Genomic DNA, 23,810 nt, shown 5'->3' on the forward strand with positions numbered 1-23,810 from the left:
CAGAGTCGACAGCCCGGGTGGGAGCAGGGCGGGACCGCACACAGCGCGATGAGGGGAGGTGGGACGCCCGATGATCGCTGGAACACCGGTGCTCGACCTCGACGATGCCGCTTCACTCGAGGCGGCCGATGTCGGCGGCGCCCTGCGCTCCGCCGCATCCGGCGGCGCGCAGGTACGCGCGACCGCGGCAGCCGTTGGTGAGGATGCGCTCGCACGACTCATCGATCTGCGACCACGCAGCGTGGTGCTGGTCTCCGGGGCCGGCCGGGCCGCACGTGCCGCCAGTCTGATCGTCGCCGCGCTCGGAAATCGCGCGGGCCTACCCGTGGTGCCCGTCGCCGCCCTACCGCCGTGGGTGGGGCCGTTGGACGTGGTGCTCGTCGCGGGCGACGACGCCGGTGATCCCAGGCTGATCGATGCGGTCGACCGGGCCCAGCGCCGAGGTGCGGAGGTCGTGGTCGCGGCGCCGCACGAGGGACCGCTGCGGGCCGCCGCGGCCGGGCGCACATCGCTGCTGGAGCCGCGAATTCCGGTCCTCGACCACAATCGGCTGCTGCGCTTCCTCGCGGCCTGTATCGCGGTGCTGCGCATCGTCGATCCGGCCCGTTCGGGTGCGGTCGTGCCCGATCTGACCGAGCTGGCCGATGTGCTCGATGCCGAGGCATTGCGCGATGGCCCGCACAATGAGGTCTTCCACAATCCGGCCAAGACCCTGGCCGCGCGCATGCAGCAGCGCGGCATCGTGCTGGCCGGTGACTCCCCCGCCGCCAGCGAACTGGCCGAACACGGTGCCGAGGTGCTGTTGCAGTCGGCGGGCAAGGTGGCCAGTGCGGTGGATCTGGCCGAGGCCGTCGCCGCCAATCCCCGAATGGTCGAGGCCGCAGGACAATCCGCGCCGAACTTCGATCCGCTGTTCCACGACGAGGAACTCGATGGACCCACGCCGGTGGAGCGGATCCGGGTATTCGTGCTCAGCGCGGATCTCGATCAGTCGGCGGCGCGCCGCAGGCTGGCCGTCTTCGGCGGCGCCGGATCGGGGCTGGTCGACGCCGATCTGGTGACCGCGGATGTGGAGGTGTTGCACACCTCGCTCGCCGATCCCGCCGCGCCAGCGCCGGCCGGAGTGGACGAATCGGGCGCACCCATACCCGGCACCGTCGGCCACGCCAGTGAACTCGAACAACTCGCGGTGCTCGCGCTGCGCCTGGAGATGGCCGCGGCCTATCTGCGGCTGATCGGGTACCGCGGCGATGCCCAGCCGTCCAAGGAACACTTCGACGGGGGACCCTACTAGTGCACGAACTCGTTGGTGCGCTGCGTTCCTATGCCTGGGGTTCACGCACCGCACTCGCTAAGTTGTGCGGCCGACCCGTCCCATCCGCGCATCCGGAGGCGGAGCTGTGGTTCGGCGCGCATCCCGCCGATCCGGCGCATGTCCGCATCGAGAACAGCACCCGCTCCCTGCTGGAGTTGGTCGCGGCCGATCCGGAACGCGAACTCGGCGCCGCCGCACCGGAATTCGGCGGACGGCTGCCGTTCCTGTTGAAGGTCCTCGCCGCGGAGGAACCACTATCGCTACAGGCGCATCCGAGTTCGGCGCAGGCCCAGGCCGGGTTCGAGCGGGAGAACCGCGCGCGGGTGCCGCTGGATTCGCCGATGCGCAACTACCGCGACGAGAACCACAAACCCGAATTGGTGGTGGCGCTGGACCGGTTCGAGGCGCTTGCCGGATTCCGCGAGCCGCGGCGCACGGTCGAACTGCTGCGCGCACTGGATGTGCCCGGACTGCGCCACTATGCGGAACTCCTTGCCGCCCAACCCGATTCGGCCGGACTGCGGACGCTGTTCACGACCTGGATCACGCTGCCGCAGAACGTGCTCGCCACATTGCTGCCCCAGGTGCTCGATGGCTGCGTGCGTTATCTGTCGGTCAAGGGCAGCCGCGAGTTCACCGCCGAGGCGCGCACCGCGCTCGAACTCGCCGAGGCCTATCCGGGCGATGCCGGGGTGCTGGCCGCACTGCTGCTCAACCGGTTGACGCTGGAGCCGGGACAGGGGCTGTTCCTGGCGGCGGGCAACCTGCACGCGTATCTGCGCGGACTCGGCGTGGAGATCATGGCCAACTCCGACAATGTGCTGCGCGGCGGTCTCACGCCCAAGCACGTCGATGTGCCGGAATTATTGCGGGTGCTGGATTTCGAGCCGATCGATCTGCCGGTGGTGCTGCCGGAACCCGCGGGCGACGGATCGGTGCGCTATCGAACGCCAGCACCCGAATTCGCCCTGCGTCGCTTCGACCTGACCGCGGGAACCGGGCAGGTGCCACTGACCTCCGCCGGGCCCGGCATCGTGCTGTGCACCGCGGGGCGGGTGCGGCTGCTACAGGGCTCGAGTCAGCTGCTGCTGGGACGCGGTGCTGCGGCGTGGATATCGGCGGCCGACACCGAGATTCGCGCCCAAGCGATGGATGGTGACGCGCAGCTGTTCTGCGCGTGCGTCGGCGGCGCGAACTGACCGGTCCGGCCCATCGTGATCGGCGGCGTTCGGAGTCCGATCCGCGCACAGGCTAAGTTAGCCGAGATCGGCAATCGAGCAGGAGGACCCACATTCATGTCGGCTGGTGGTGGCAAAAAGGCGATTCTCGCCGCGTTGTCGGCGAACGCGGGGATCGCGGCGGCGAAGTTCGTCGGCGCGTTCATCACCGGTTCGGGATCGATGCTGGCCGAGGCGGTGCACTCGGTGGCCGACACCGCCAACCAGGGTCTGCTGCTGCTGGGGCAGCGCCGCGCCGCCAAGGATGCCGACGAACTGCATCCGTTCGGATACGGGCGCAATCGCTACTTCTATTCGTTCATCGTGGCGCTGGTGCTGTTCAGCCTCGGCTCGATGTATGCCATCTACGAGGGCGTCCACAAGATCCAGCATCCGGAGGAGCTGAGCAATCCGATCGTCGCGATCGTCATCCTGTTCATCGCGATCTGCCTGGAGGGCTACAGCTTCACCACGGCAATGCGGGAATCCATCCCGCTCAAGGGCAATGGGAGCTGGTGGCGGTTCATCCGCAATTCGCGCAGTCCGGAACTGCCGGTGGTGCTGCTGGAGGACACCGGCGCGCTGGTCGGTCTGGTCTTCGCGTTCGCGGCGGTCGGGCTGACCATGATCACCGATGATCCGGTCTGGGATGGCATCGGCACGCTGGCCATCGGCGCGCTGCTCGGCATCATCGCGCTGATCCTGATCGTGGAGATGCAGAGCCTGCTGATCGGTGAGGGCGCGACTCCCGAGGAGGACAGCGCGATCCGCGCCAACCTGGTCGACGGCACCCGCATCGACCGGGTGATCCATCTCAAGACGCAGTATCTCGGGCCGGAGGAGATCCTGGTCGCGGCGAAGATTTCGATCGTGCCCGATCTGGACATCGAGCAGATCGCGGCGGCCATCGATGACGCGGAGGCCCGGGTCCGGGCGGCCGTGCCCGCCGCGCGGGTGATGTATCTGGAACCCGACCTGTATCGGACCCCGCGGCCCTGATTCGGCGGTCACGAGTTCGGCCTGCCGCGCGATCGGGCCCGAGCGTGCACGCTGGGTGATTCTTGGCGGATCACGGCGAAACGTGCACGCTCAGGCCGGATTCTAGGTGCGCACTAGATCCAATGGGTCGGTGTGGATCCCGAATTCCCTGCGCAGCACGTGCCGGGCGGCGTGCAAGCCCGACATGCCGTGGACACCCGGGCCGGGCGGGGTCGAGGCGGAGCAGAGGTACACGCCGGGTAGTGGTGCGAGGTAAGGGTTCCAGCGCGGGACGGGGCGGAAGGCGAACTGACGCAGGGTCATCGCGCCCGCGGAGATGTCGCCGCCGATGTAGTTGGCGTTATGGGTTGGCATTTCGGCGCCGGTGACGACATTCTTCGCGAGGATCAGGTCGGTGAAGCCCGGGGCGAAGCGTTCGACTTGGGCGATCACGGCGGCGCTGATATCGCGGGTGGAACCGTTCGGGACGTGCGCGTAGGTGTAGAGCGTGTGACCGCCCGCGGGCGCCCTGGTCGGGTCGACCACGCCGGGTTGGATGGCGAGTACGTACGGACGGTCCGCGTGTTGACCTGCGGCGACGGTCTTTTCGGCGGCCATCGCCTCGGCGCGGGTGCCGACCAGATGCAGTGTCCCGGCGAGTTCGCAGCCTGGCGCCTGCCACGGCACCGGTCCGGACAGCGCGAAGTCGACCTTGCAGGCCGCGCCGCCATAACGGAAGCGCCGCAACCCCTTTGCGTAGCGCTCGGGCAGCCGGTCCCCCGCCATGCGCAGGAGTTCGGCGGGGGCGGTATCCAGCACGACCGCACGCGCGCCGCCGAATTCGTCGAGTGAGTCGACGCGGTGTCCGGTGACGATCTTGCCGCCGAGGCGTTCGAGTTCGGCGATCAGTGCGTCGGGGATGGCCTGACTGCCGCCGCGTGGCAGCACCCAGCCACCGGCGTGGGCGAGTGTGGCGAGCAGCATGCCCGCGCCGGCCGCGGGGATGGCGCGCGGCGGGGTGATCGCATGGGTGGCAACGCCGGTCAGCAGCGCCGGGGCCGCCTGCTCCCGAAATCGGATATTCCACAGGGGTGATCCCTGCTCGAGCACCCGCAGTCCGAAGCGCAGTCCGGTCAGCGGATCGGCGGGCGGGCGACGCAGATCCGACATCGCGAAATCGACGACCTGCCGCCAGTGCCGAACCATCGGCTCGAACAGCGACCGCCACGCGGCGCCGTCGCGGCCGAGGCCGGCCACCGTGCGATCGAGATCGCGCCACGCCACCCCGGCCGTACCGCCGTCGAGCGGATGCGCGTAGGACACCTGCGGCGCGAGCAGTTCGACGCCGTGCGCCGCCAGATCGAAGGCGCGAAAGAACGGCGACGCCAACGCCATCGGATGGGCACCGGCGCACACATCGTGGCGGTATCCGGGCAGCGTCAGCTCGCCCGTGCGGCAACCGCCGCCCGCGGTGGCCTGCGCCTCGTACACCTCGACATCCAGACCGACCCGGGCCAGGATCACCGCCGCGGCGAGACCGTTGGGACCGGAACCGACCACGACGACATCAGGCATACCTCGATTCTGCCGGGCCGATCCGGGCCGTGCCGTCACCCGCGAGAGGTATCGATCACCGATTCACGCCCTGATATGTCCATTGGCCGAGCAGCACTCGAATGCGCTCTTCGCGCAGGTCATCGACCAGCCGACCGCTGCGATCCAGGGTCGCGATGCCGTGCAGCGTGCTCCAGACCACCTCGGTGCCCGCCTGCAGATCGAACTCGCCCGCGAACGGCGCATAGGCGCTCTGGATCTCGCCGAACGCGTCCCGCAGCACCTGCGGGGCATCGTTGCCGAAGGTGAGTTCGGTGTTGAGTACGAACATCGCGTCGTAGCGGGCCGGGTTCTCGATCGCGAAGTCCAGATAGCCCCGCACCATGACTTCGAGCGCGGCCACCGGATCCTGCACGCCCGTGCGCCGTTCCCGCAGGTACGCGGTGAGTTCGGCAATCCCCTGCTCAGCGACGGCCGAGACGATCGCCGCCTTGCTCGCGAAGTGGCTGTAGAGCACCGGCTGGCTGTATTCGATCTTCTCGGCGAGACGGCGCACGGTCACCGCCTCCCAGCCCGACGTCTCGGCGAGTTCGCGCGCGGTGTCGATGATGCGCTGATGGCGTTCGGCTCGTTCGCGTTCTTTGCGGTTCTGCGTGGTCACATCCAAAATTCTAGCAGCGCTAGACAAGCTAACGAAGCTCCGCTAATCTTGCTCTCAAATCTAGCGCCGCTAGATTTCAGAGCAGCAGTACGAGCACCGCACCGAGGAGCACCCCATGACCATCTCGCGCATCGCCACCGCCCTTTCCCTCATCGGCGCGGCCTTCATCCTCTACATCGGCATCAGCTACCTGGTCACCCCCGAGACGATCGCCACCGGATTCGGACTGCCCGCCTGGCCCTCCGGCGACGCCGTGGCGTTCATGAATCTCAAGGGCGTGCGTGACACCGTATTCGGACTGATCATCCTGGTGCTGCTCGCCACCAAGCAGCGCTACGCCCTCGGCATCGTGACCCTGGTGATCGCGCTGGTCCCGGTCGGCGACATGCTCACCGTGCTCAGCTGGGGCGGCTCCACCGCGGCCGCGTTCGGCATCCACGGCCTGACCGCCGCACTGGTCGCCCTCACGGGTGCGCTGCTGATCCGCGAGCGGACCGTCGCGAACCGACAGGACTCCCAGCGCACCGCCGTCAACGCCTGATCATCCGGCTTCGGCTCACCGACCGAAGCAACCAGCACCACGAAGGGGCCCGCAGATCCTGCGGGCCCCTTCGTTATTCGGGTACAGCTAGGCCGGAACCAGATCCGTGGCGCCGTCCTGCTGCGGCCGCGGGCCTCGATCATCGTCGACCATGGTCCGCTAGTTGAAGGGCGGCTTGCGATGCGGGACCGTGCGGACCCAGTCCGCGTCGACGGTCCGGGTCCAGGTGCCGACCGGCATCGTGGCGCTGCTGGTCACGGCCCGAGGAATAAGCGTTCGCACGGTAGGCGCGGTAGTAGCCGACGTTCCTCGACGGTTTCTCGGATCAATTCGATTGTGCACCAGCGCTTCCGCCGCCAATCGTCGATCAGATTGCGTACCGCCGCCGCGGTGGCGGTGTAGTCGAAGACCACACCGGCCATCCAGATCCGCAGGTGCAGATCACCTTCGGGCGGGAACCATCCTTCGGCGGCGGTCATGGCCGATCTCGACCTTTTCGGGCGAGGCGCTACGCCTTCACCATGTCCACGGCGTCGGGCTCGTGCTGTGTCCGCGGGCCGTGGCCGTCGTCGACCATGGTCCGCTCGTCGAAGGGCAGTTTGCGGTCGAGGACCGACTGGACCCACTCCAGGTCGATGGTCTTGGTCCAGGTGCCGACCAGCACGGTGGCGACGGCGTTGCCCGAGAAGTTGGTCAGCGCACGGGCTTCGGACATGAAGCGGTCGATGCCGACGATCAGGCCGACGCCGTCGAGCAGTTCGGGGCGATGGCTCTGCAGTCCGCCCGCCAGCGTGGCCAGACCCGCGCCGGTCACCCCGGCCGCGCCCTTGGACGCGACGATCATGAACAGCAGCAGGCCGATCTGCTCACCGATATTGAGCGGTTTGCCCATCGCGTCGGCGATGAACAGCGACGCCATGGTCAGATAGATGGCGGTGCCGTCCAGGTTGAACGAATATCCGGTCGGCACAACGACACCCACGGTGGTGCGTTCGACGCCGAGATGCTCCATCTTCGCGATCAGCCGCGGCAGCGCGGACTCCGAGGACGAGGTGCCGAGGATCAGCAGATACTCACGGGCCAGGTACCGGACCAGCTTGAAGATCGATACCCGCGATACCGCCCAGAGCAGCACGCCGAGCACGCCGAAGATGAATATCAGGCAGGTCAGGTAGAACGCGATCATCAACAGCGCCAACTGCTTCACCGCGTCGAGTCCGGTTTTGCCGACCACATTCGCGATGGCGCCGAACGCGCCGATCGGGGCCAGCCACAGAATCATCGACAGGATCCGGAACACCAACTTCTGCAGCGACGCGACACCGCGCAGGATCGGCTCACCGGTCGTGCCCATGGCCTGCAGCGCGAATCCGACCAGCAGTGCGATGAACAGCGCCTGCAGCACGCTGCCCGTGGTCAGCGATGAGACCAGCGTGGTCGGGATGATGCTCTGGATGAAGTCCCAGGTGCCACCCGCGGCATGGGCCTGATCGGCCAGCTTCGCCCCTTGTTTGGCCGTCTTGGCGATATTCATGCCGGAGCCCGGCTCGAGCAGGTTGCCGACGGCCAATCCGATGGTGAGCGCCACCGTCGACATGACCAGGAAGTACCCGAGCGCGAGTCCGCCGACCTTGCCGACATTGGCGGCCGAGCGCACCGATCCGATGCCGAGCACGATCGTGCAGAAGATGACCGGCGCGATCATCATCTTGATCAGATTGACGAACATGGTGCCCAGCGGAGCCAGGTCCTGACCGAATTCGGGCGCCAGCCAGCCGACCAGAATTCCGGCGATGACGGCGACGATGACGGCCAGATACAGCCAGTGGGTGCGGTCGCGTGGCACCGGCCGCTGTGGTGTCTCGGCGGTGTCTGTTGTTCGGTCGCTGCTAGCGCTCATGGCGGGTGAAGTCCCCTTCAAGTGGTACCGGCGTGAGGTGGCTCACGCCCTCACGTGCACAATGTTGGCTGCTAGGGGTGACGACGGTCACGCTTTGGTGCATTACGTTCAATGGGCACGAGGGATAGAGAGTGTTGCGCGGTGACAGACATGGGGGACGCGGTCGGCTATCGCTGGCCGGCCAGGCCTTCGTGCTCCAGCTCGTGGTGCTCGGGCTGGTCATCGGCATCGGGGCGGTGCTCGCGGTGCTCGACGCCCGCCACAACAGCGATGTGACGACCTCGCGGGAGGTCACCGATGTCGCGGTGACCGTCGCGCAGGCGCCCTCGACCATCGAGGCGCTGCGCACCCCCGATCCCACCGCCCTGCTGCAACCGGTGACCGAACGGACCCGCAAGCAGACCGGGATGGACTTCATCGTGGTGATGGCACCGGACCGGACCCGGTTCACCCACACCAACCCTGAGCGCATCGGACAGCTGTTCAGCGGCAATATCGATCGGGCACTGGCCGGGGAGACGTTCACCGAGACCTACTCCGGGACGCTCGGCCCCTCCATCCGGGCGGTCACACCGGTCTACGACAGCGGGCGCATCGTCGCATTGGTCTCGGCGGGTGTCACCCGGGCCCGGATCAGCGACCAGGTCGGTACGCAGCTCCCGTTGATCCTCGGTGTCGCCGCGGCGGGTCTGGCGGTCGCGGCGGCCGGTTCCTTCCTGTTGAGTCGGCGCATCCGCCGGCAGACGCACGGCCTCGCGCCGGCCGAGCTGCGCACGTTGTACGAACAGCACGATGCGGTGCTGCACTCGATCCACGAGGGGCTGGTGGTATTCGGGCCGACCGGTGAGCGCGCCGAGGTCGTCAACGACGAGGCGCGCAGGTTGCTCGATCTGCCCGACGGGACGGTCGAGCGCCGCGATCTGCCGATTTCGATGCAGCGCATGAGCTGGGGTGTGGTCCGCGACGAAATGCATGTGACCACGGATCGGATCCTGCTCGTCAACCAGGACATCGTCACCTGGGAGCGGCGGCCGATCGGCACCGTGATGACCATCCGCGATCACACCGAATTGCGTACGGTAATGGGCGAACTCGACTCGGTGCGCGGTTTCGCGGAATCGCTGCGCGCGCAGGCGCACGAATCGGCCAACCGGCTGCACACCGTGATCACCATGGTGGAGTTGGGCCGCTATCGGGAGGCGGTGGAATTCGCGACCGCGGAACTGCAACTGTCCCAAGCACTTATCGATCGGCTGCTCACCGCGGTCGGCGACCCGGCGTTGGCGGCGCTGCTGCTCGGCAAGGTGAACCAGGCCGCCGAACGCGGCATCGAGCTGACGATCACCGAGGACACGGCGCTCGACTCGACCGCACCGCTGTCGGCGCAGGAGACGGTGACGCTGGTGGGCAATCTGATCGACAATGCCATCGACGCCGCATCGGAGGATGCCACTGGATGGGTGGAAGTGACAGTGCGCCAACATAATTCGATACAACCCGGGGATCCGGCGCTGGCATCCGATCCGGCGCTGGCGATCGAGTTGGCGGCGGCGTTCGATTCGGCGCGATCGGGGAACGGGGATTCGGCGCTGTATGTCCGGGTCGCCGACAGTGGGCCCGGAATGTCCGCCGAGACCTTCGCCCGTGCCGCCGAACGCGGCTACTCCACCAAAGCCGACCACCAAGGCCTCGGCCTGGCGCTGGTACACCGACTGGTCGACCGCCACGGCGGCGTGATCGGCACCGAACGCGATCCGGAAAGCGCCGTGACCGTGACGATTCCGCGAAAGGACGCGCGATGATCCGAGTGTTGATCGTCGAGGACGAGCCATTGATCGCCGAGGCGCACCGCGCGTACGTCGAACGCATTCCCGGCTTCACCCCCGTCGCCGTCGCGCACACCGGCCGCGAGGCCATGCGCGCGGCCGCCGATGCCGCCGCCGAGAACGCACCCATCGACTTGGTGCTCATGGATATCGGCCTGCCCGATGCCAGCGGCCTCGACGTGGCCGCCGCCCTGACCGGCCTCGCACCCCGGCCCGACGTCATCGCCATCACCTCGGCCCGCGACCTGGCCATGGTGCGCACCGCCGTCTCCTACGGCGTCGTCCTCTATCTGCTGAAACCGTTCACCTTCGCCGCCTTCCGCGACAAGCTCGAACGCTACCGCGAATTCCGCACCGCCCTCCCCGCGGGCGAAACCGCCATCTCCCAACAGGACATCGATCGCGCCCTCGGCGCCCTGCGCACCTCCGACCAGCGCGCCACCGCCCCCAAAGGCGTTGCCCCCCAAACACTCGACGAAATCTCCCGCACCGTCCGCGACGCCCCCGGCGGCCTCACCGCCGCCGACACCGCCACCACCGTCGGCGTCTCCCGCATCACCGCATGGCGCTACCTCGAAAAACTCGCCGACGACGGCCTGGTCGACCGCAAATCCGACTACGGCCGAGCCGGTCGCCCCAAAACCCGCTACATCTGGAAGATCCGTCCCGAGTAAGGCGACAGCTGAGCCGTGACGGTGCGGGTTATGGCGAAGGGGATTTCGGTTTGGGGGTGGTGCGGAGGTGGGCGCGTTCGCCCTGTTTGCCGAAGAGGCTGAGGAATTCGACCGGGGCGGAGTCGGCGGTGCCGAACCAGTGTGGGATGCGGGTGTCGAATTCGGCGGCTTCGCCGGGGGTGAGGACGACGTCGTGTTCGCCGAGGATCAGGCGCAGGCGTCCGTTGAGGACGTAGAGCCATTCGTAGCCCTCGTGGGTTTTCGGGTCGGGTTCCTGGCGGGTGTTGGCGGGGATGACGAGTTTGTATGCCTGGATGCCGCCCGGGCGGCGGGTCAGGGGCAGCATGGTCATGCCGTGGCGGGTGATCGGGCGCAGGTGGATGCGTGGGTCGCCGGTGGGTGGGGCGTCGACGAGTTCGTCGAGGGTGACGCCGTGCGCTCTGGCCAGCGGCAGCAGTAGTTCGAGGGTGGGACGGCGGACGCCGGACTCGAGCCGGGACAGGGTGCTCACCGAGATGCCGGTCGCCGCCGACAGGTCGGCCAATGTGGTTTCGCGCTGGCGACGCAGCGCGCGCAACCGAGGTCCGACCGCGTCGAGTGCATGGCCGAGGTCGTTGTCCATGCCACCAGCTTGCCATCTCGGCAAATATCTTTGCCACAATCGCCGTCGCTCCCGCATGGTCGTCGGGAGGAGGTGGTGGTCATGGTGACCGATCAGCTGAAAGATGGCTATGACGTGGTGGTGATCGGCGGCGGCGCCGCGGGATTGAGCGGCGCGCTGATGCTGGCTCGGATGCGACGATCGGTGGTGGTGATCGATGCGGGCCAGCCGCGCAACGCCCCGGCCGATGGTGTGCACGCACTGCTCGGCCGCGACGGGACACCGCCCGGCGAGCTGTTGGAGACCGGTCGCGCCGAGGTCCGCGGCTACGGCGGGCAGGTGGTGAACGGGGTGGTCGAGGCCGTGGTGCGCGACACGGAGGGGTTCACGGTGACAGTGGACGGCAGCTCCGTGCGGGCGCGTCGATTGTTGGTCACCACCGGCCTGGTCGATGAGCTGCCCGAGGTGCCCGGGTTGCGCGAACGATGGGGCCGGGATGTGATCCATTGCCCGTACTGCCACGGCTGGGAGGTCCGCGATCAAGCCATCGGCGTCCTCGGAACCGGGCCGATGGCGGTGCACCAGGCATTGCTGTTTCGTCAGCTGAGCGCCGATGTCACCTACTTCTCGCACACCATGCCACCGCTGAGCGCCGAGCAATCGGAGGAGTTGGCCGCCCGCGGTATTCGCGTAGTGGACGGTACGGTGACCGCGCTGCAGATCGTCGACGACCGTCTCACGGGAGTGCGGTTGAGCGACGGCACCGTGGTCGCCCGCGACGTGGTGACGGTGGCGTCGCGAATGGTGGCCCGCGCGAACTTCCTGTCCACCCTCGGACTGCGCCCGACCGAACACCCGGCCGGGGTCGGCGAGTACGTCCCCACCGACCCGACCGGCCGAACCGACATCCCCGGCGTCTGGGCCGCGGGCAACGTCACCGATCTCACGGCCCAGGTCGGCGCCGCCGCAGCGGCGGGCGCGGCCGCGGCGGCCCAGATCAACGCGGACCTCGTCGCCGAGGAGACCCGCCAGGCGGTCGCGGCCTACCGGGAGCCGTTCTCGGCGGAAACCGAAGCGCAACTGTGCGAAGCGGCGACGGGCGATCGCCGGCACGGCATGTGAGGCCATGAGTCCATCGAGTTGAGTGAAATGGTGCTACTCGTCGGCTGTCGAGCCGCCATTTCACTGCGTTCGGTGGGCCTGATACAGCTTCGGGCTTCCACTGCGCTCGTGAACCAGCGTCGCTCGAGATTCCGCGACCGTTGGAGCTCAGACGGCCGTCGGTTCGGGGGCGGGGGCCCGGCGGCCGAGGCGGACCGGCATTCGTTCATATCCGTGCAGTGTGAACAACTTTCGGCGTTGCGGCGAGCCGTCGAGTTGCAGGTCGGGGAAGCGGTCGAACAGAGATCGCAGGGCGTAGGTGGCTTCCATGCGGGCCAGGCTGGCGCCGAGGCAGGCGTGTACGCCGGTGCTGAATGTCAAGTGCTCCTTGGCATTTGCGCGGCCTACGTCGAAGACGTCGGGATCGGCGAACACGGCGGGGTCGCGGTTCGCGCCTGCCAGCGACAGCACAACCGTGCTGCCCTTGCGCAACTGCACACCCTCGAGTTCCAAGTCGGTCGATGCGATTCGCGCCGTGGTCTGCACCGGCGCATCGATCCGCAGCACCTCTTCGACCGCGTTCGGCCAGAGGTCCGGTTCGGCGCGCAACCGATCCAATTGTTCGGGGTGGGTGACCAATTGGGCGACGGCGTTGCCGATCAGGTTGACCGTCGTCTCGAATCCCGCGCCCATCAATAGGCTCGCGGTCGCCTTCAATGCGATGTCGTCGAGATCACCGGCGGTGACCAGGCTGCTGAGGATGTCCTCGCCCGGTTCGCGGCGCAGTCGCGCGATATGCCCGTCGAGGTAGTCGTTCATCACCTCCATCGCCGCGAGCGCCCGCCGGAACGCCCGCCAGGAGATCCCCACATCGAGCAGCGGTGTCGCCCGATCGCCCCAGTCCAGGAATACCTTTCGATCCTTTTCCGGGAATCCGAGCATTTCCGAGATGATGGCGATCGGCACCTGCGCGGCGTAGGACTCGATGAGGTCGGCCGAGCCACCCGACGGCAGCGCGCCGAGCAACTCCTCGGTGACCGTCTCGACCCGATCGCGCAATCGGCCGATCGCGCGCGGGGTGAAGGCCGAGGCGACCGGCTTGCGCATCCGCGTATGCTCCGGCGGGTCGATGACCAGCATCGACGGCGGCTCGACCGGGTTGGGCGGCAACGGAAGTCGTTTGGCGAGCAACTGCAGCGGCTTCGGAATATTGAAGGTATCGCTGGTGCGCACGAAGAATCGGTTGTCCCGCAGGACAGCTCGACACAGATCGTGATCGAAGGTGGCCCACGCGATCGAGGTGCGCTGCAGCCGACCCTGGCCGCGCAGCCGTTCGATCAGTGGGTAGGGATCGGCCAGACCGTCCGGCCCGCCCAGCAGTTGAGCGAACGGAATCCCGCGCCGGGCCTCCGTGCGCAGGGCCAACCGCGGCGCACCCTGCGCCGACAACCAGCGGAACCAATATTGCGGCTTCATCTCACCAACCCCATCGTTGCGCGACAATTCCACCGTACGGACTGCCCGGCAATAGTGGAACGTCCCATGGTCGGACGCCGACCGATACCCGGGTAGGAGTTCAGCCGCGCTGCGCGGTGACCCGCTCGGACTCCATGCGCCGCTCGCGCAGCGCCGGATCCGGATTGACCACCTGCACCAGCGCGGCCCCCGCGACCAGCACCGAGACGAACCCGTCGATCAGCTCGGCGGCGGTGTCCCAGGACGTGCTCGACAGCACCCGGTCGCCCTCGCCGAACCCCTGCCGCAGCGCGGATCTCCTGGCCTCGGCCAGCACCTCGGAGACCGGCATGCCATCCAGCGCCACTCCGGCGCCGCGCGGCAGGAAGTGGTCCCCGTGCACCCGCACGGACGTGGCGAAATCGGTGATGCCGATCGGCAGATCGCGCACCGGCATCCCGAAGGCGTCCAGCGAGAGCGCGGCGACCTCGGCGATACCGTCGGTCTCGGCCAGCCGTTCGGCGGTGGCCAGCGCCAGATCGGCGTCCGGATCGGGTCCGAGCACGACCTCGGTCCCGGCCCACCAGCAGCCGAGCAGCACTGCGGCGGTCTGCCAGTGCGCGGGCAGCAGCACCGCGACCCTGGCCCCCGGGCTCAGCCCGAATTCGTCGCGGATCAGGTTGGCGGTCTTGGCCGCCCAGTTCGCCAGCGTCAGCCCGGACAGCTCGATCCGGGCGCCGGTGGCGTCGTCGTAGTAAGTGACGCGCGGACCCGCGGGATCGCGCTCGAGGATCGGATCCAGCACCGCCTCGGTGAGGGTCAGTGCGTGGTGTTGGTCACGCATCGGTCAATTCACGCATTTCGGTCCGTTCTGGCCTGCGTCGATCGGTGGAGCGGGCGGGACGGGCGTTGCGATGCTCGACGTTCCGGAGAAGTCGAACATGCTGCCCGCGGCCGAGCCCGGACCAGAATAGTCGCTTGCCAGCACGACGCTGACCGAATCGGGGGACAACGTGCTGTCCGCGATCACCGACAGCCCCCCGAGTGCCTTCGCAACCGCCTTGGCCTTCGGATTCGAGGTATTCACCGCGAGCACTCGGCTGCTGGTGACGCCGGGCCCGGTGTAGTTGCCGACCATTCCCTCCTGAAATCCCTTGGCCGTCAAGGCCTGTGCCACCTGACCAGCCAGCCCGCCGATGCCACTCGCGTTGAACACGCTGACGCTCACCGACGCCGGATCGATCGTCGGCTCGGCATGATCCTCCGACTTGCCGTCGACCAGCCCCGCCACATACGACTTGACCGCCTTCGGATCGACCCGGACGATCGATTCGCCGTCACTGGTCGTGTCGTTGAGATCGGCGACCGGCACCGTCTCGAAACTGACCTGACCGCCCGTCATATCCTTCAGTTGCTGCAGAAATGCCAGCACATCCCAATCATCGTCCAGTACAACGGTGCGCCCCACCGCGTCGCTGAGATCCTTCAACTTGCCCGGATTGCTGAGCGTCTTGGCGCTGAGCACCTGACCGACCAACCGCGCCATGAAGACCTGCTGGCGCACGATCCGGTCCAGGTCGCCGCGCGGCAGATCGTGGCGCTGACGCACGAAGCTCAAAGCCTGTGGGCCGTTGAGCTTCTGGCGCCCGGCGGGGAAGTCGGCGCCGGACATCCATTCATCGACGGGATTGTTCAGGCAGACGTCGACCCCGCCGACCGCATCGGTCAGCAGCACGAAGCCGAGCAGACTGACCTCGGCGTAGTGGTCGACGGTGATGCCGGTGAGATTGGCGACGGTCTTGATCAGCGCCTGACGGCCCGCCTGGGTGGACTGCTTATCCGCTTCGGCCTCCGAGGCGCCCTGCTTGATCAGCTCGAGCCGCGTCGTCTCCTTGGTAGAGCCGTAGGCCGAGTTGATCTTGCCCATGCCGATGCCGGGGATGTCGACATAGGAGTCGCGGGGAATGGAAATGGCGGTGGCCGAGCGGCCGTCGTTCGGGACGCGGACCAGCACGATGGTGTCGGTATTGGTGCCGACCTCATCGCCCGCGTGCAGCATGGCGCGCTCGTTATTGCTGAGCGGATTGCCGTGCGCGTCGGTGCGGCTGTCCACCCCGACCATCAGGATGTCGACGGCGCCGTCGCGGCCGCCGCCGAGCCCGAGGCCGCCGATGCGTTCGATATTCGAGATCAGCGAGTCGACGCTGTGCCAGGCGAATCCGGTGATGAGCAGGACCAGCACCGCTCCCGCCGCGATGAACGCGCGCAGCGGCCCGAGGCCGCCCTCGCCCCGGGCTAGTCGCGACGGCGCTGTCGCCCTCTCCCTCTGCCACACCACTGCATCCTCTCGCCGAACCCGAGCATCCGTCCCCGAGCACCACTGTGCTCGCCGAGCGCTCCCAGCTGATGTTCTGCCTGCGCAGCGCCGGTTTCGTCGAAGCCGACGCGTCGCTGTCTCGACCGCCCCGCCTCCGGTCACCCCCGTATCCGTTGCGTCAAGGCTAACCAACGGTTACCCCGGTGGACCTCAACCGCAGGTGTCACGGCGTGCCAGACTCGTGCCCGTGACCGCGATATCGCCCTCCTCGACCGTAGCCGCGCGCCTCGTCGTGACCGGGGCGGGCGGACAGTTGGGGCGCGAACTCTTGCGTCGCGCACCCGCCGCCCGCGCCTTCGGTCGAGATGAGTTGGATATCACTGATGCGGCCGCGGTGGGCGCCGCACTCGAACCCGGTGACGTGGTGCTGAATTGCGCCGCCTACACCGCCGTCGACCAGGCCGAATCCGATCCCGACGCCGCTTTCGCGGGTAATGCGACCGGACCGGCCGTACTCGCCGCGGCCTGTGCACGAGTGGGCGCCCGACTTATCCACATTTCGACCGACTATGTGTTCGCGGGTACCCACGACAAGCCGTACGACACCGCCGACCCGACCGAACCCGCGACCGTCTACGGCCGCTCCAAACTCGCGGGCGAACAGGCCGTGCTGGAATTCGCGCCGCGCGCTCACGTGGTGCGCACGGCGTGGGTATACACCGGGCGCGGAAGCGATTTCGTCGCCACGATGCTGCGGCTGGAACGCGAACGCGACACCGTGGACGTGGTCAGCGACCAGCTCGGCTCCCCGACCTACGCCGCCGATCTGGCAGCGGGACTACTGGAGTTGGCGGGTCGACCGGACGCGCCGCGGGTCCTGCACGCGACCAACTCCGGCCAGGCCAGCTGGTTCGAATTCGCGCGGGCGATATTCGCCGGAATCGGCGCGGATCCCGCGCGGGTCCGCCCGTGTGACTCGACCGCATTTCCGAGACCCGCACGGCGCCCGGCATATTCGGTGTTGTCCAACCGTTCCTGGGACGATGCCGGGCTGACTCCGCTGCGGTCGTGGCAGGCCGCACTCGGGGGCGCGCTGTCGGGGTTGTCACAGTAGGCTGCATGGCCGTGGACGCTTCCGAATCCGGCCTTGTCGTCGTCACGGTGACTTATTCACCTGGCGAGCACCTCGAGCACTTCATCACCACCCTGGCCGCGGCCACCGGCGAAAAACCGCAGGTGATCCTCGCCGATAACGGATCGGTCGACGGGTCGCCGGAGCTGGCGGCGGAGGCGAACTCGCATGTGCGACTGCTACGGACCGGCGGCAATATCGGGTACGGCGGCGCGATCAACAGGGCCGTCGCCGAGATCGATCCGAGCGTCGAATTCATCGTCATCGCCAATCCGGATATCCGCTGGGGCGCCGGTTCCATCGACAAGCTGCTCGCCGCCGCGAAGCGCTGGCCGCGGGCGGGCGCGCTCGGGCCGATGGTGCGCGAACCCGACGGCAGCGTCTACCCCTCCGCGCGCTCGGTGCCCGGACTGCTCGACGGCGCGGGCCACGCGATCCTCGGCACGGTATGGCCGTCCAACCCCTGGACGCTGCGCTATCGCCAGGACAACGAGCAGATCTCCGAGCGGGCCGTCGGCTGGCTGTCCGGCTCGTGCCTGCTGGTGCGGCGCGCGGCCTTCGATTCGATCGACGGCTTCGACTCGCGCTACTTCATGTACATGGAGGACGTGGACTTCGGCGACCGGATGGGCAAGGCGGGCTGGCATAACGTCTTCGTGCCCGACGCCGAGGTCACCCACGCCAAGGGACACGCGGCCGGACGTCACCCCGAGGTCATGCTGCCCGCCCACCACGCGAGCGCGTACCGATTCCAGGCCGATCGGCATCCGCACTGGTGGCAGGCACCGTTGCGGCTCGCGTTGCGTGCTGGACTTGCGATCCGTTCCCGAATTGCGGTTCGATCTGCGCTGCGCCAACAGGCGCGGGAAGCTCAGGGCTAGCGTCACAACTTCGGCATGCGATGGTGCCCGGCGCGTGTCGCTGGGTACTGAAACTGGTGTCGAAGGATGTGCCGAGTGCACCAGCGAGGACGATCCACTGTGAACAGGGGAGCATGATGGCAGGAAATGCAGGCACCGACGCCGTGATTCTGGTCGGCGGCCAGGGCACGCGGTTACGTCCGCTGACCCTGTCGGCGCCCAAGCCGATGCTGCCCACGGCCGGGCTGCCGTTCCTGACCCACCTGCTCGCGCGCATCGCGGACGCCGGGATCAGCCACGTTGTGCTGGGCACCTCGTTCAAGGCGGAGGTCTTCGAGGAGCATTTCGGCGACGGCGCCGAGCTCGGTCTGGAACTCGAGTACGTCACCGAGACCGAACCGCTGGGCACCGGCGGCGGTATCCGCAATGTGCTGCCCAGGCTGCGCGCGGACAACATCATGGTGTTCAACGGCGACGTGCTCGGCGGCACCGACCTCGGCGCGATCCTCGACACCCACGAGTCCACCAACGCGGATGTGACCCTGCACCTGGTCCGGGTGAGCGATCCGCGCGCCTTCGGCTGCGTGCCGACCGATGAGAACGGCCGGGTCACCGCCTTCCTGGAGAAGACCCAGGATCCGCCGACCGACCAGATCAATGCCGGTTGTTATGTCTTCCGCCGCGAATACATCGAGAAGATCCCGGCGGGCCGCCCGGTCTCGGTGGAGCGCGAGGTCTTCCCGGCGCTGCTCGCCGAGGGCGCGCGTGTCCAGGGCCACGTCGACTCCTCCTACTGGCGCGATATGGGGACCCCCGAGGACTTCGTTCGCGGCTCCGCCGACCTGGTCCGCGGCATCGCGCCCTCCCCGGCCCTGCCCGGCCAGCGCGGGGAATCCCTGGTCCATGAGGGCGCTGGCGTCGCACCCGGCGCCCTGCTCATCGGCGGCACGGTCGTCGGGCGCGGCGCCGAAGTAGGCGCGGGCGCCCGCCTCGACGGCGCGGTGTTGTTCGACGGCGCCCGCATCGAAGCCGGCGCCACCGTCGAGCGCTCGATCATCGGCTTCGGCGCCCGGATCGGCCCCCGCGCCCTCGTCCGCGACGCCGTCATCGGCGATGGCGCCAACGTGGGTGCGCGGTGCGAACTACTACGGGGCGCCCGCGTATGGCCGGGCGTCGACATCCCCGACGGCGGTATTCGCTTCTCTACGGACGTCTGATACCAAGGCGCAGTTGGTATTTGGCGCGTGGAGTCACTTAAGCGGACCGGGGTTGGCACGCGGCGCTTTCAGCCCGGATCGTGAAGCTGGCACGCGGCCCTCTCGGCCCGGGTCGCGAAGTTGGCACGCGCCACTCTCGGCCCGGGTCGCGAAGTTGGCACGCGGCACTTTCAGCCCGAGTCGCGAAGTTGGCACGCGGCACTCTCAACCCGCGTCGCGAAGTTGGCACGCGCCACTCTCGGCCCGGGTCGCGAAGTTGGCACGCGGCACTTTCAGCCCGAGTCGCGAAGCTGGCACGCGGGGCGTAATCGTTGCGCCAACGTCCGGCTGGTGTTGCTGCTGCGGCCTCAGTGAGGTGAGGGCGGCTTGCTCAGCTGAAGCCGACGGCTTGTTCGCCCCAGGCGGTGTGGAGGTCGCGGTCCGGGTTGTCGACTACGCGGTCGATGTTGTCGATGAGCAGGGTGGTGCGGGTGTCGGGGCGGTAGGGGGGCCAGTGTTTGGAGCCGTCGAGGGCGGCGGGGACGCCGTGGGTGGCGAAGGCGAGCCAGCGGCGCCGCATGCGGCCGGAGACCTCCATGGCCACCTTGCGGCCGCCGAGCCAGAACGTGGGGTCGTGGTTCAGAGTGCCGAAATTGCCGAAGACATAAGGTAATTCGGTGGCGTGACCGGCGCCGACGCGGGCCGCCTTCAGCATGGGGGTGGCGTGGTCGAAGCGGTACATCCAGGTCGGTGAGTGCTGGGCGTGGCCGTCGGCGACCCAGTGGGCAGGCATCCGGAACGCGGCGTCGGTCGACATGGCGAGTGCGCCACGGGTCTTCGCGAGATCCGGGTAGGCCGAGGTGATTTCGGCGATGCGCTCGGGCGACATATCGGGGTGGCTGGCGGCCACATCGCGCAGCATCGCGTTCACCGCATCGGGGGTCACCGGCATGATCGGCGAGCGCAGGACGCGGAACAGGGATGCCTCGTCCTTGTTGGTGCCGATGATCAATGGCACGCGATGCGAGCGGCCGTGCTGGAACCGATCGATCGGATAGGTCGGGACCAGATTGCCGTCGACGACCGGCGCGGCGGCCAGCCTGCCCGGCTCCTGCAACGGAATCTCGTCCAGCAGTACGCCCGCCGCGGTCACGATCCGCTCGATCGGGCACTCCAGCAATTCGCTCGCGCGGGCGAAGGGCAGTTCCATCAGTTCCAGAAAGCGTCGCGCCACGCCGGCTGCCCGCTCGTGGCCGAAAACCGTTGTCGCTGGCGGACTTTGCGCGATGGCCCGGTGGAACAGCCCGGCCGCCGGCGGCGAAGTCAACAGTGCGGTAACGCATCCGGCGCCGGACGATTCGCCGAACAGGGTCACATTGCCGGGATCGCCGCCGAATGCGGCGATATTGTCGCGCACCCACTCCAGTGCGGCGATCTGGTCGTGCAGACCGAGATTGGGCGTGAATTCACTGGACAGCGATGACAAATCGAGGAAGCCGAGCGCGCCGAGCCGATAGTTGACCGTCACCACCACGACATCACCGGCTTCGGCCAGCTTGCGGCCGTCGTAGATGCCCTGGGCCGCGGTGCCCAGGCAGTAGGCGCCGCCGTGCAGCCACACCAGCACCGGTCGCGGCGCACCGGTATCGGCGGAACTGCGCGGGGACCAGACATTGAGCCACAGGCAGTCCTCCCCCATCCGCAGATCGGAGTCGACCGGAACCATATTGCCCATGGTCTGCGGAGCGATCTCGCCGAAGGTCGTGCACTCGCGGACCCCATCCCATGGCTGCGGCGGCAGCGGCGGCCGGAAGCGATTCGGGCCCGCGGGCGCGGAAGCGTACGGAATGCTGCGCCACACCGCGACCGGTCCGTCCCAGCGTCCACTCACCCGGCCCCAGGTCGTTCGCGCTACCGGCTCGGTGTCACCGACCTCGGAGTCCGGTTCCGTATCGAACTGAGTGCTCATGACTGCACCTCGCTGGCGCTCGGCTCCGTCATGCCCACTCGCGTGGCTGCGCCTTTGATTCGCTCGCTGCGCTCGCTCATGGTCTTTCCGCACCTCCCGCCTACGACCCGGGCAGTGCGCTGCGAGTTTGCTCCGGCCGGGTCCAGCACCTAGCGATCTCTTCTTCGAGAGTACGTCCACCAGGACGGTGGTACGGGTAAGACGGACCTCCGCACCCGGGCGCTACGCTGGGCCGATGCCGAGTTATAGCTTCCGCTGCCGCAGCTGTGGCGACACCTTCGATGTCAACCGTCCGATGGCGGAGGCATCGAATCCGGCGGCCTGCCCCAACGGCCACGACGACACGGTCAAGCTACTGACCACATTTGCCACGGTCAGCAGGGGTGGCGGTGGTGCACCGTCATCCGCGCCCGCGCCGCGGCCCGCCGGTGGCGGGTGCTGTGGCGGGGGTTGCGGCTGCTGATTTCGCCGCTGGTCGGGGCGGGGTGATCGGGGTGGTCGATATCACGCTCGCGCGGGCCGTCCTGGCTGGGATCGGTTCGATCGTGGCGACCAGTTCCGGGAGCCTCACGACCAGCCTCGACGATCGTCGCGCCGGTCCATGAGCGCCACGGCACTGCGCCAATGGCATGGCGAGGTTCGTGTTCTTCGCGCTGGCCACATGTTCGTCGGCCAGCCGCGCCGTCTCGGATTCCGGTGCGCCGCAGTGGTCAGTCGCGCTTGTCGGCGTGGCCGAGGTCGCGGTCGGGGGCTACTCGGTCGCGTACGCGCTGTTTCAGTACGGCGATATCGGGGAAGCCGCCGTCTGCCTTGCGTTCCCAGACCTGGTCGCCGTCGACGGTGATGCGGAAGACGCCGCCGGTGCCCGGGATCAAGGCCACCTCACCGAGTTCGGTGGCGAAGGTGCTGAGCAATTCTTGCGCCATCCAGCTCGCGCGCAGCAACCAGCGACATTGCGTGCAGTACTCGATCGCGACACGTGGCATGGGTGGCACGCTACCTGTCACGGTTCGATGACGCCGTCGAGGTAGACCCAGGCGCCGTCCACGCGGGTGAATCTGCTGACCTCGTGTAGGGATCCCCGTCGTCCGTCGACGCGGTAGTGGGCGATGAACTCGACGGTGCCGGATTCGTCGAACGGCCCGCCGCGCTCGGTACGCAGGATCTCCAGGAAGAGCCAGCGCTGATCCGGATCCAGCTCGAGCGTCTTCGGACGGGTGCGCGGATGCCAGGACCGCAGTAAGTACTCGACATCGCCGACCGCGAATGCGGTGTAGCGCGAACGCATCAGCGCCTCGGCCGTCGCCGCTGCCCGCTCCCCCGCCAGCACCGGTCCACAGCAAACACCGAACGCTTCCCCACGCTTACACGGGCAAGGCCCCGACTCGTCCATACCCAAATGTCACCATGCCGGTGAGGTGGAACTGGTGGCGGGGGCTTGTCGGGCGATGCCGCCATAGCTTCCACCTGATCTTGATACTCGCGGTTTGGGGGAGGGGGCTCGGCGGGAGGGGTTTTGGGCGCGAGCGCTTGGCTATGGTTTGGCGACTTGGGTGTTCTTGGGGGGATGGAAACAACTTTGGCGTGTCGCTCGGAGTGTCGGGTGATAGTGGGGGGAGGTCGGCGATCCGGCAACTTCCGAGCGACGAATCACGCTGTGAACGTGCGGAAGTGTTAGCACCGATCAAGGAGCCCGCCATGGGACTGCTGAATGTATTGAACGTCTTGAGTACCGGTTCTTCTATCGCCTCGAGCGGTATTTCACTGCTGGCCACGATCATCGACCTATTCGGCATGCTCTGATCCTCGACCCGCACCCTGCGATGCGAATGTGCTGCGGCACAACAGCATCGACGGATCGGACCTGCACATAGATCTGCCGGTCGAAAGCCACACCGTCGCACAACCTTTCGGTGCCCGGCTGCGATGCGTGCCCAACTGGTGCGCTGCTTACTGGTGCGGCCTGGTCGCCACACCTAAGTGCGGCCGAAGTTCAAGTGCACCCGGTTCGCGATTCGCCGGGTCACCGGCATCGAGCCGCTGCTTACCGTTGCGGGACTCACCGCATTGCACCACTTACCGTTGCGCCACTCAGCGTTGCGCGACTAACTGGTGCGAGATCGCACCGTTGCGTGGTCGCACCGATGTGCGTCTGCCATCGAAAGGTCATACCGTCACACATGTTGCGGCTGCTCCGCCAGGCACCGCTCATCCGCACGACGATATGACCCGATTGGCAGCCGCGCATCGGTGTGATCACGCAACTGATGCGTGGCCCAGGGTTGCGCGACTTGCGTTGCGCGACTTGCGTTGCGCGACTTGCGTTGCGCGACTTGCGTTGCGCGACTTGCGTTGCGCGACTTGCGTTGCGTGATCGCACCGATGCGCGGTCTGCCATCAAAAGGTCATACCGTCACACATTTGCGGCCGCTCCGCCAAGCGCCGCTCACCCGCACGACGATATGACCCGATCGGCAGCCGCGCATCGGTGCGATCACGCAACCGATGCGAGG

The 23,810-nt window shown here is 67.8% G+C and carries 22 protein-coding genes; 11 read left to right on the plus strand and 11 right to left on the minus strand.

The genetic code is table 11. The annotated features are described in order from the left end of the window. Positions 1-70 precede the first annotated feature (70 nt). The 3 genes from ACHQ4I_RS13670 to ACHQ4I_RS13680 all read left to right on the plus strand — a co-directional run bounded on the left by ACHQ4I_RS13670 (position 71) and on the right by ACHQ4I_RS13680 (position 3,531). Positions 71-1,294 (plus strand): tobH protein, encoded by a 1,224-nt coding sequence (locus tag ACHQ4I_RS13670; protein WP_420772073.1) that lies wholly within the window; start codon positions 71-73, stop codon positions 1,292-1,294. Continuing rightward, positions 1,294-2,514, plus strand: a complete 1,221-nt coding sequence (gene manA, locus ACHQ4I_RS13675; protein WP_420772074.1) for a mannose-6-phosphate isomerase, class I — start codon at positions 1,294-1,296, stop codon at positions 2,512-2,514. Before ACHQ4I_RS13670 ends, manA begins: the two co-directional genes overlap by 1 nt. Positions 2,515-2,610: 96 nt before the next feature. Continuing rightward, entirely contained in the window at positions 2,611-3,531 is a 921-nt protein-coding gene (locus ACHQ4I_RS13680) for a cation diffusion facilitator family transporter (RefSeq protein WP_420772075.1), read from the plus strand. A 102-nt stretch (positions 3,532-3,633) separates the two neighbouring features. On the opposite strand, the gene ACHQ4I_RS13685 is transcribed toward ACHQ4I_RS13680, so the two are convergent. Continuing rightward, positions 3,634-5,085 (minus strand): phytoene desaturase family protein, encoded by a 1,452-nt coding sequence (locus tag ACHQ4I_RS13685; protein WP_420772076.1) that lies wholly within the window; start codon positions 5,083-5,085, stop codon positions 3,634-3,636. Between the two features lie 55 nt (positions 5,086-5,140). Next, on the minus strand, positions 5,141-5,725 hold the full coding sequence (locus ACHQ4I_RS13690) for a TetR/AcrR family transcriptional regulator (RefSeq protein WP_420772077.1): 585 nt from the start codon (positions 5,723-5,725) through the stop codon (positions 5,141-5,143). Between the two features lie 115 nt (positions 5,726-5,840). On the opposite strand from ACHQ4I_RS13690, the gene ACHQ4I_RS13695 reads away from it, so the two are divergent. Beyond that, positions 5,841-6,266, plus strand: a complete 426-nt coding sequence (locus tag ACHQ4I_RS13695; RefSeq protein ID WP_420772078.1) for a DUF4267 domain-containing protein — start codon at positions 5,841-5,843, stop codon at positions 6,264-6,266. A gap of 254 nt (positions 6,267-6,520) precedes the next feature. Here ACHQ4I_RS13695 and ACHQ4I_RS13700 read toward each other — a convergent pair whose 3' ends face one another. Beyond that, positions 6,521-6,745 (minus strand): hypothetical protein, encoded by a 225-nt coding sequence (locus tag ACHQ4I_RS13700; RefSeq protein ID WP_420772079.1) that lies wholly within the window; start codon positions 6,743-6,745, stop codon positions 6,521-6,523. A gap of 29 nt (positions 6,746-6,774) precedes the next feature. Continuing rightward, complete coding sequence (locus tag ACHQ4I_RS13705; protein ID WP_420772080.1) at positions 6,775-8,166, minus strand: cation:dicarboxylate symporter family transporter; 1,392 nt, start codon at positions 8,164-8,166, stop codon at positions 6,775-6,777. A gap of 134 nt (positions 8,167-8,300) precedes the next feature. Here ACHQ4I_RS13705 and ACHQ4I_RS13710 point away from each other — a divergent pair, with 134 nt between their 5' ends. Then, positions 8,301-9,968, plus strand: a complete 1,668-nt coding sequence (locus tag ACHQ4I_RS13710; RefSeq protein WP_420772081.1) for a sensor histidine kinase — start codon at positions 8,301-8,303, stop codon at positions 9,966-9,968. Next, positions 9,965-10,666 carry a response regulator gene (locus tag ACHQ4I_RS13715; RefSeq protein WP_420772082.1) on the plus strand — a complete coding sequence of 234 codons (702 nt, stop codon included), beginning with the start codon at positions 9,965-9,967 and terminating at the stop codon, positions 10,664-10,666. Before ACHQ4I_RS13710 ends, ACHQ4I_RS13715 begins: the two co-directional genes overlap by 4 nt. Before the next feature lie 28 nt (positions 10,667-10,694). On the opposite strand, the gene ACHQ4I_RS13720 is transcribed toward ACHQ4I_RS13715, so the two are convergent. Further along, positions 10,695-11,288, minus strand: a complete 594-nt coding sequence (locus ACHQ4I_RS13720; protein ID WP_420772083.1) for a helix-turn-helix domain-containing protein — start codon at positions 11,286-11,288, stop codon at positions 10,695-10,697. An 81-nt stretch (positions 11,289-11,369) separates the two neighbouring features. On the opposite strand from ACHQ4I_RS13720, the gene ACHQ4I_RS13725 reads away from it, so the two are divergent. Further along, positions 11,370-12,389 (plus strand): NAD(P)/FAD-dependent oxidoreductase, encoded by a 1,020-nt coding sequence (locus ACHQ4I_RS13725; protein WP_420772084.1) that lies wholly within the window; start codon positions 11,370-11,372, stop codon positions 12,387-12,389. A gap of 147 nt (positions 12,390-12,536) precedes the next feature. On the opposite strand, the gene ACHQ4I_RS13730 is transcribed toward ACHQ4I_RS13725, so the two are convergent. From ACHQ4I_RS13730 to ACHQ4I_RS13740, 3 genes are all read right to left on the minus strand, one after another. After that, positions 12,537-13,844, minus strand: a complete 1,308-nt coding sequence (locus ACHQ4I_RS13730) for a cytochrome P450 (RefSeq protein WP_420772085.1) — start codon at positions 13,842-13,844, stop codon at positions 12,537-12,539. 100 nt (positions 13,845-13,944) lie between these two features. Next, positions 13,945-14,667, minus strand: coding sequence for a TIGR03089 family protein (locus ACHQ4I_RS13735; RefSeq protein ID WP_420772086.1), 723 nt, complete (start codon positions 14,665-14,667; stop codon positions 13,945-13,947). 3 nt (positions 14,668-14,670) lie between these two features. Then, the gene (locus tag ACHQ4I_RS13740; protein ID WP_476445392.1) at positions 14,671-16,092 is read right to left on the minus strand and encodes an LCP family glycopolymer transferase; all 1,422 of its coding nucleotides are present in this window, start codon (positions 16,090-16,092) and stop codon (positions 14,671-14,673) included. Between the two features lie 295 nt (positions 16,093-16,387). On the opposite strand from ACHQ4I_RS13740, the gene rfbD reads away from it, so the two are divergent. The 3 genes from rfbD (at position 16,388) to manB (ending at position 19,349) form a co-directional block, all read left to right on the plus strand. Next, positions 16,388-17,254 (plus strand): dTDP-4-dehydrorhamnose reductase, encoded by an 867-nt coding sequence (rfbD, locus tag ACHQ4I_RS13745; RefSeq protein ID WP_420772087.1) that lies wholly within the window; start codon positions 16,388-16,390, stop codon positions 17,252-17,254. A 5-nt stretch (positions 17,255-17,259) separates the two neighbouring features. After that, positions 17,260-18,153, plus strand: coding sequence for a glycosyltransferase family 2 protein (locus tag ACHQ4I_RS13750; protein WP_420772088.1), 894 nt, complete (start codon positions 17,260-17,262; stop codon positions 18,151-18,153). Positions 18,154-18,269: 116 nt separating this feature from the next. Next, complete coding sequence (gene manB, locus ACHQ4I_RS13755; RefSeq protein WP_420772089.1) at positions 18,270-19,349, plus strand: mannose-1-phosphate guanylyltransferase; 1,080 nt, start codon at positions 18,270-18,272, stop codon at positions 19,347-19,349. 370 nt (positions 19,350-19,719) lie between these two features. Here the strand turns inward: manB and ACHQ4I_RS13760 are convergent, their stop codons facing one another. Continuing rightward, positions 19,720-21,297, minus strand: coding sequence for a carboxylesterase/lipase family protein (locus ACHQ4I_RS13760; RefSeq protein WP_420772090.1), 1,578 nt, complete (start codon positions 21,295-21,297; stop codon positions 19,720-19,722). A gap of 235 nt (positions 21,298-21,532) precedes the next feature. Between ACHQ4I_RS13760 and ACHQ4I_RS13765 the strand changes: the two genes are divergently transcribed. Continuing rightward, positions 21,533-21,760, plus strand: a complete 228-nt coding sequence (locus tag ACHQ4I_RS13765) for an FmdB family zinc ribbon protein (protein WP_420772091.1) — start codon at positions 21,533-21,535, stop codon at positions 21,758-21,760. A 247-nt stretch (positions 21,761-22,007) separates the two neighbouring features. Here ACHQ4I_RS13765 and ACHQ4I_RS13770 read toward each other — a convergent pair whose 3' ends face one another. Together ACHQ4I_RS13770 and ACHQ4I_RS13775 are read right to left on the minus strand one after the other, a co-directional pair. Then, positions 22,008-22,283 (minus strand): Rdx family protein, encoded by a 276-nt coding sequence (locus ACHQ4I_RS13770; protein WP_420772092.1) that lies wholly within the window; start codon positions 22,281-22,283, stop codon positions 22,008-22,010. A gap of 17 nt (positions 22,284-22,300) precedes the next feature. After that, positions 22,301-22,690 (minus strand): YchJ family protein, encoded by a 390-nt coding sequence (locus ACHQ4I_RS13775; protein WP_420772093.1) that lies wholly within the window; start codon positions 22,688-22,690, stop codon positions 22,301-22,303. Positions 22,691-23,810 lie beyond the last annotated feature (1,120 nt).

It is taken from the genome of Nocardia nepalensis (genome assembly GCF_048910785.1).
Classification (GTDB): domain Bacteria; phylum Actinomycetota; class Actinomycetes; order Mycobacteriales; family Mycobacteriaceae; genus Nocardia; species Nocardia nepalensis.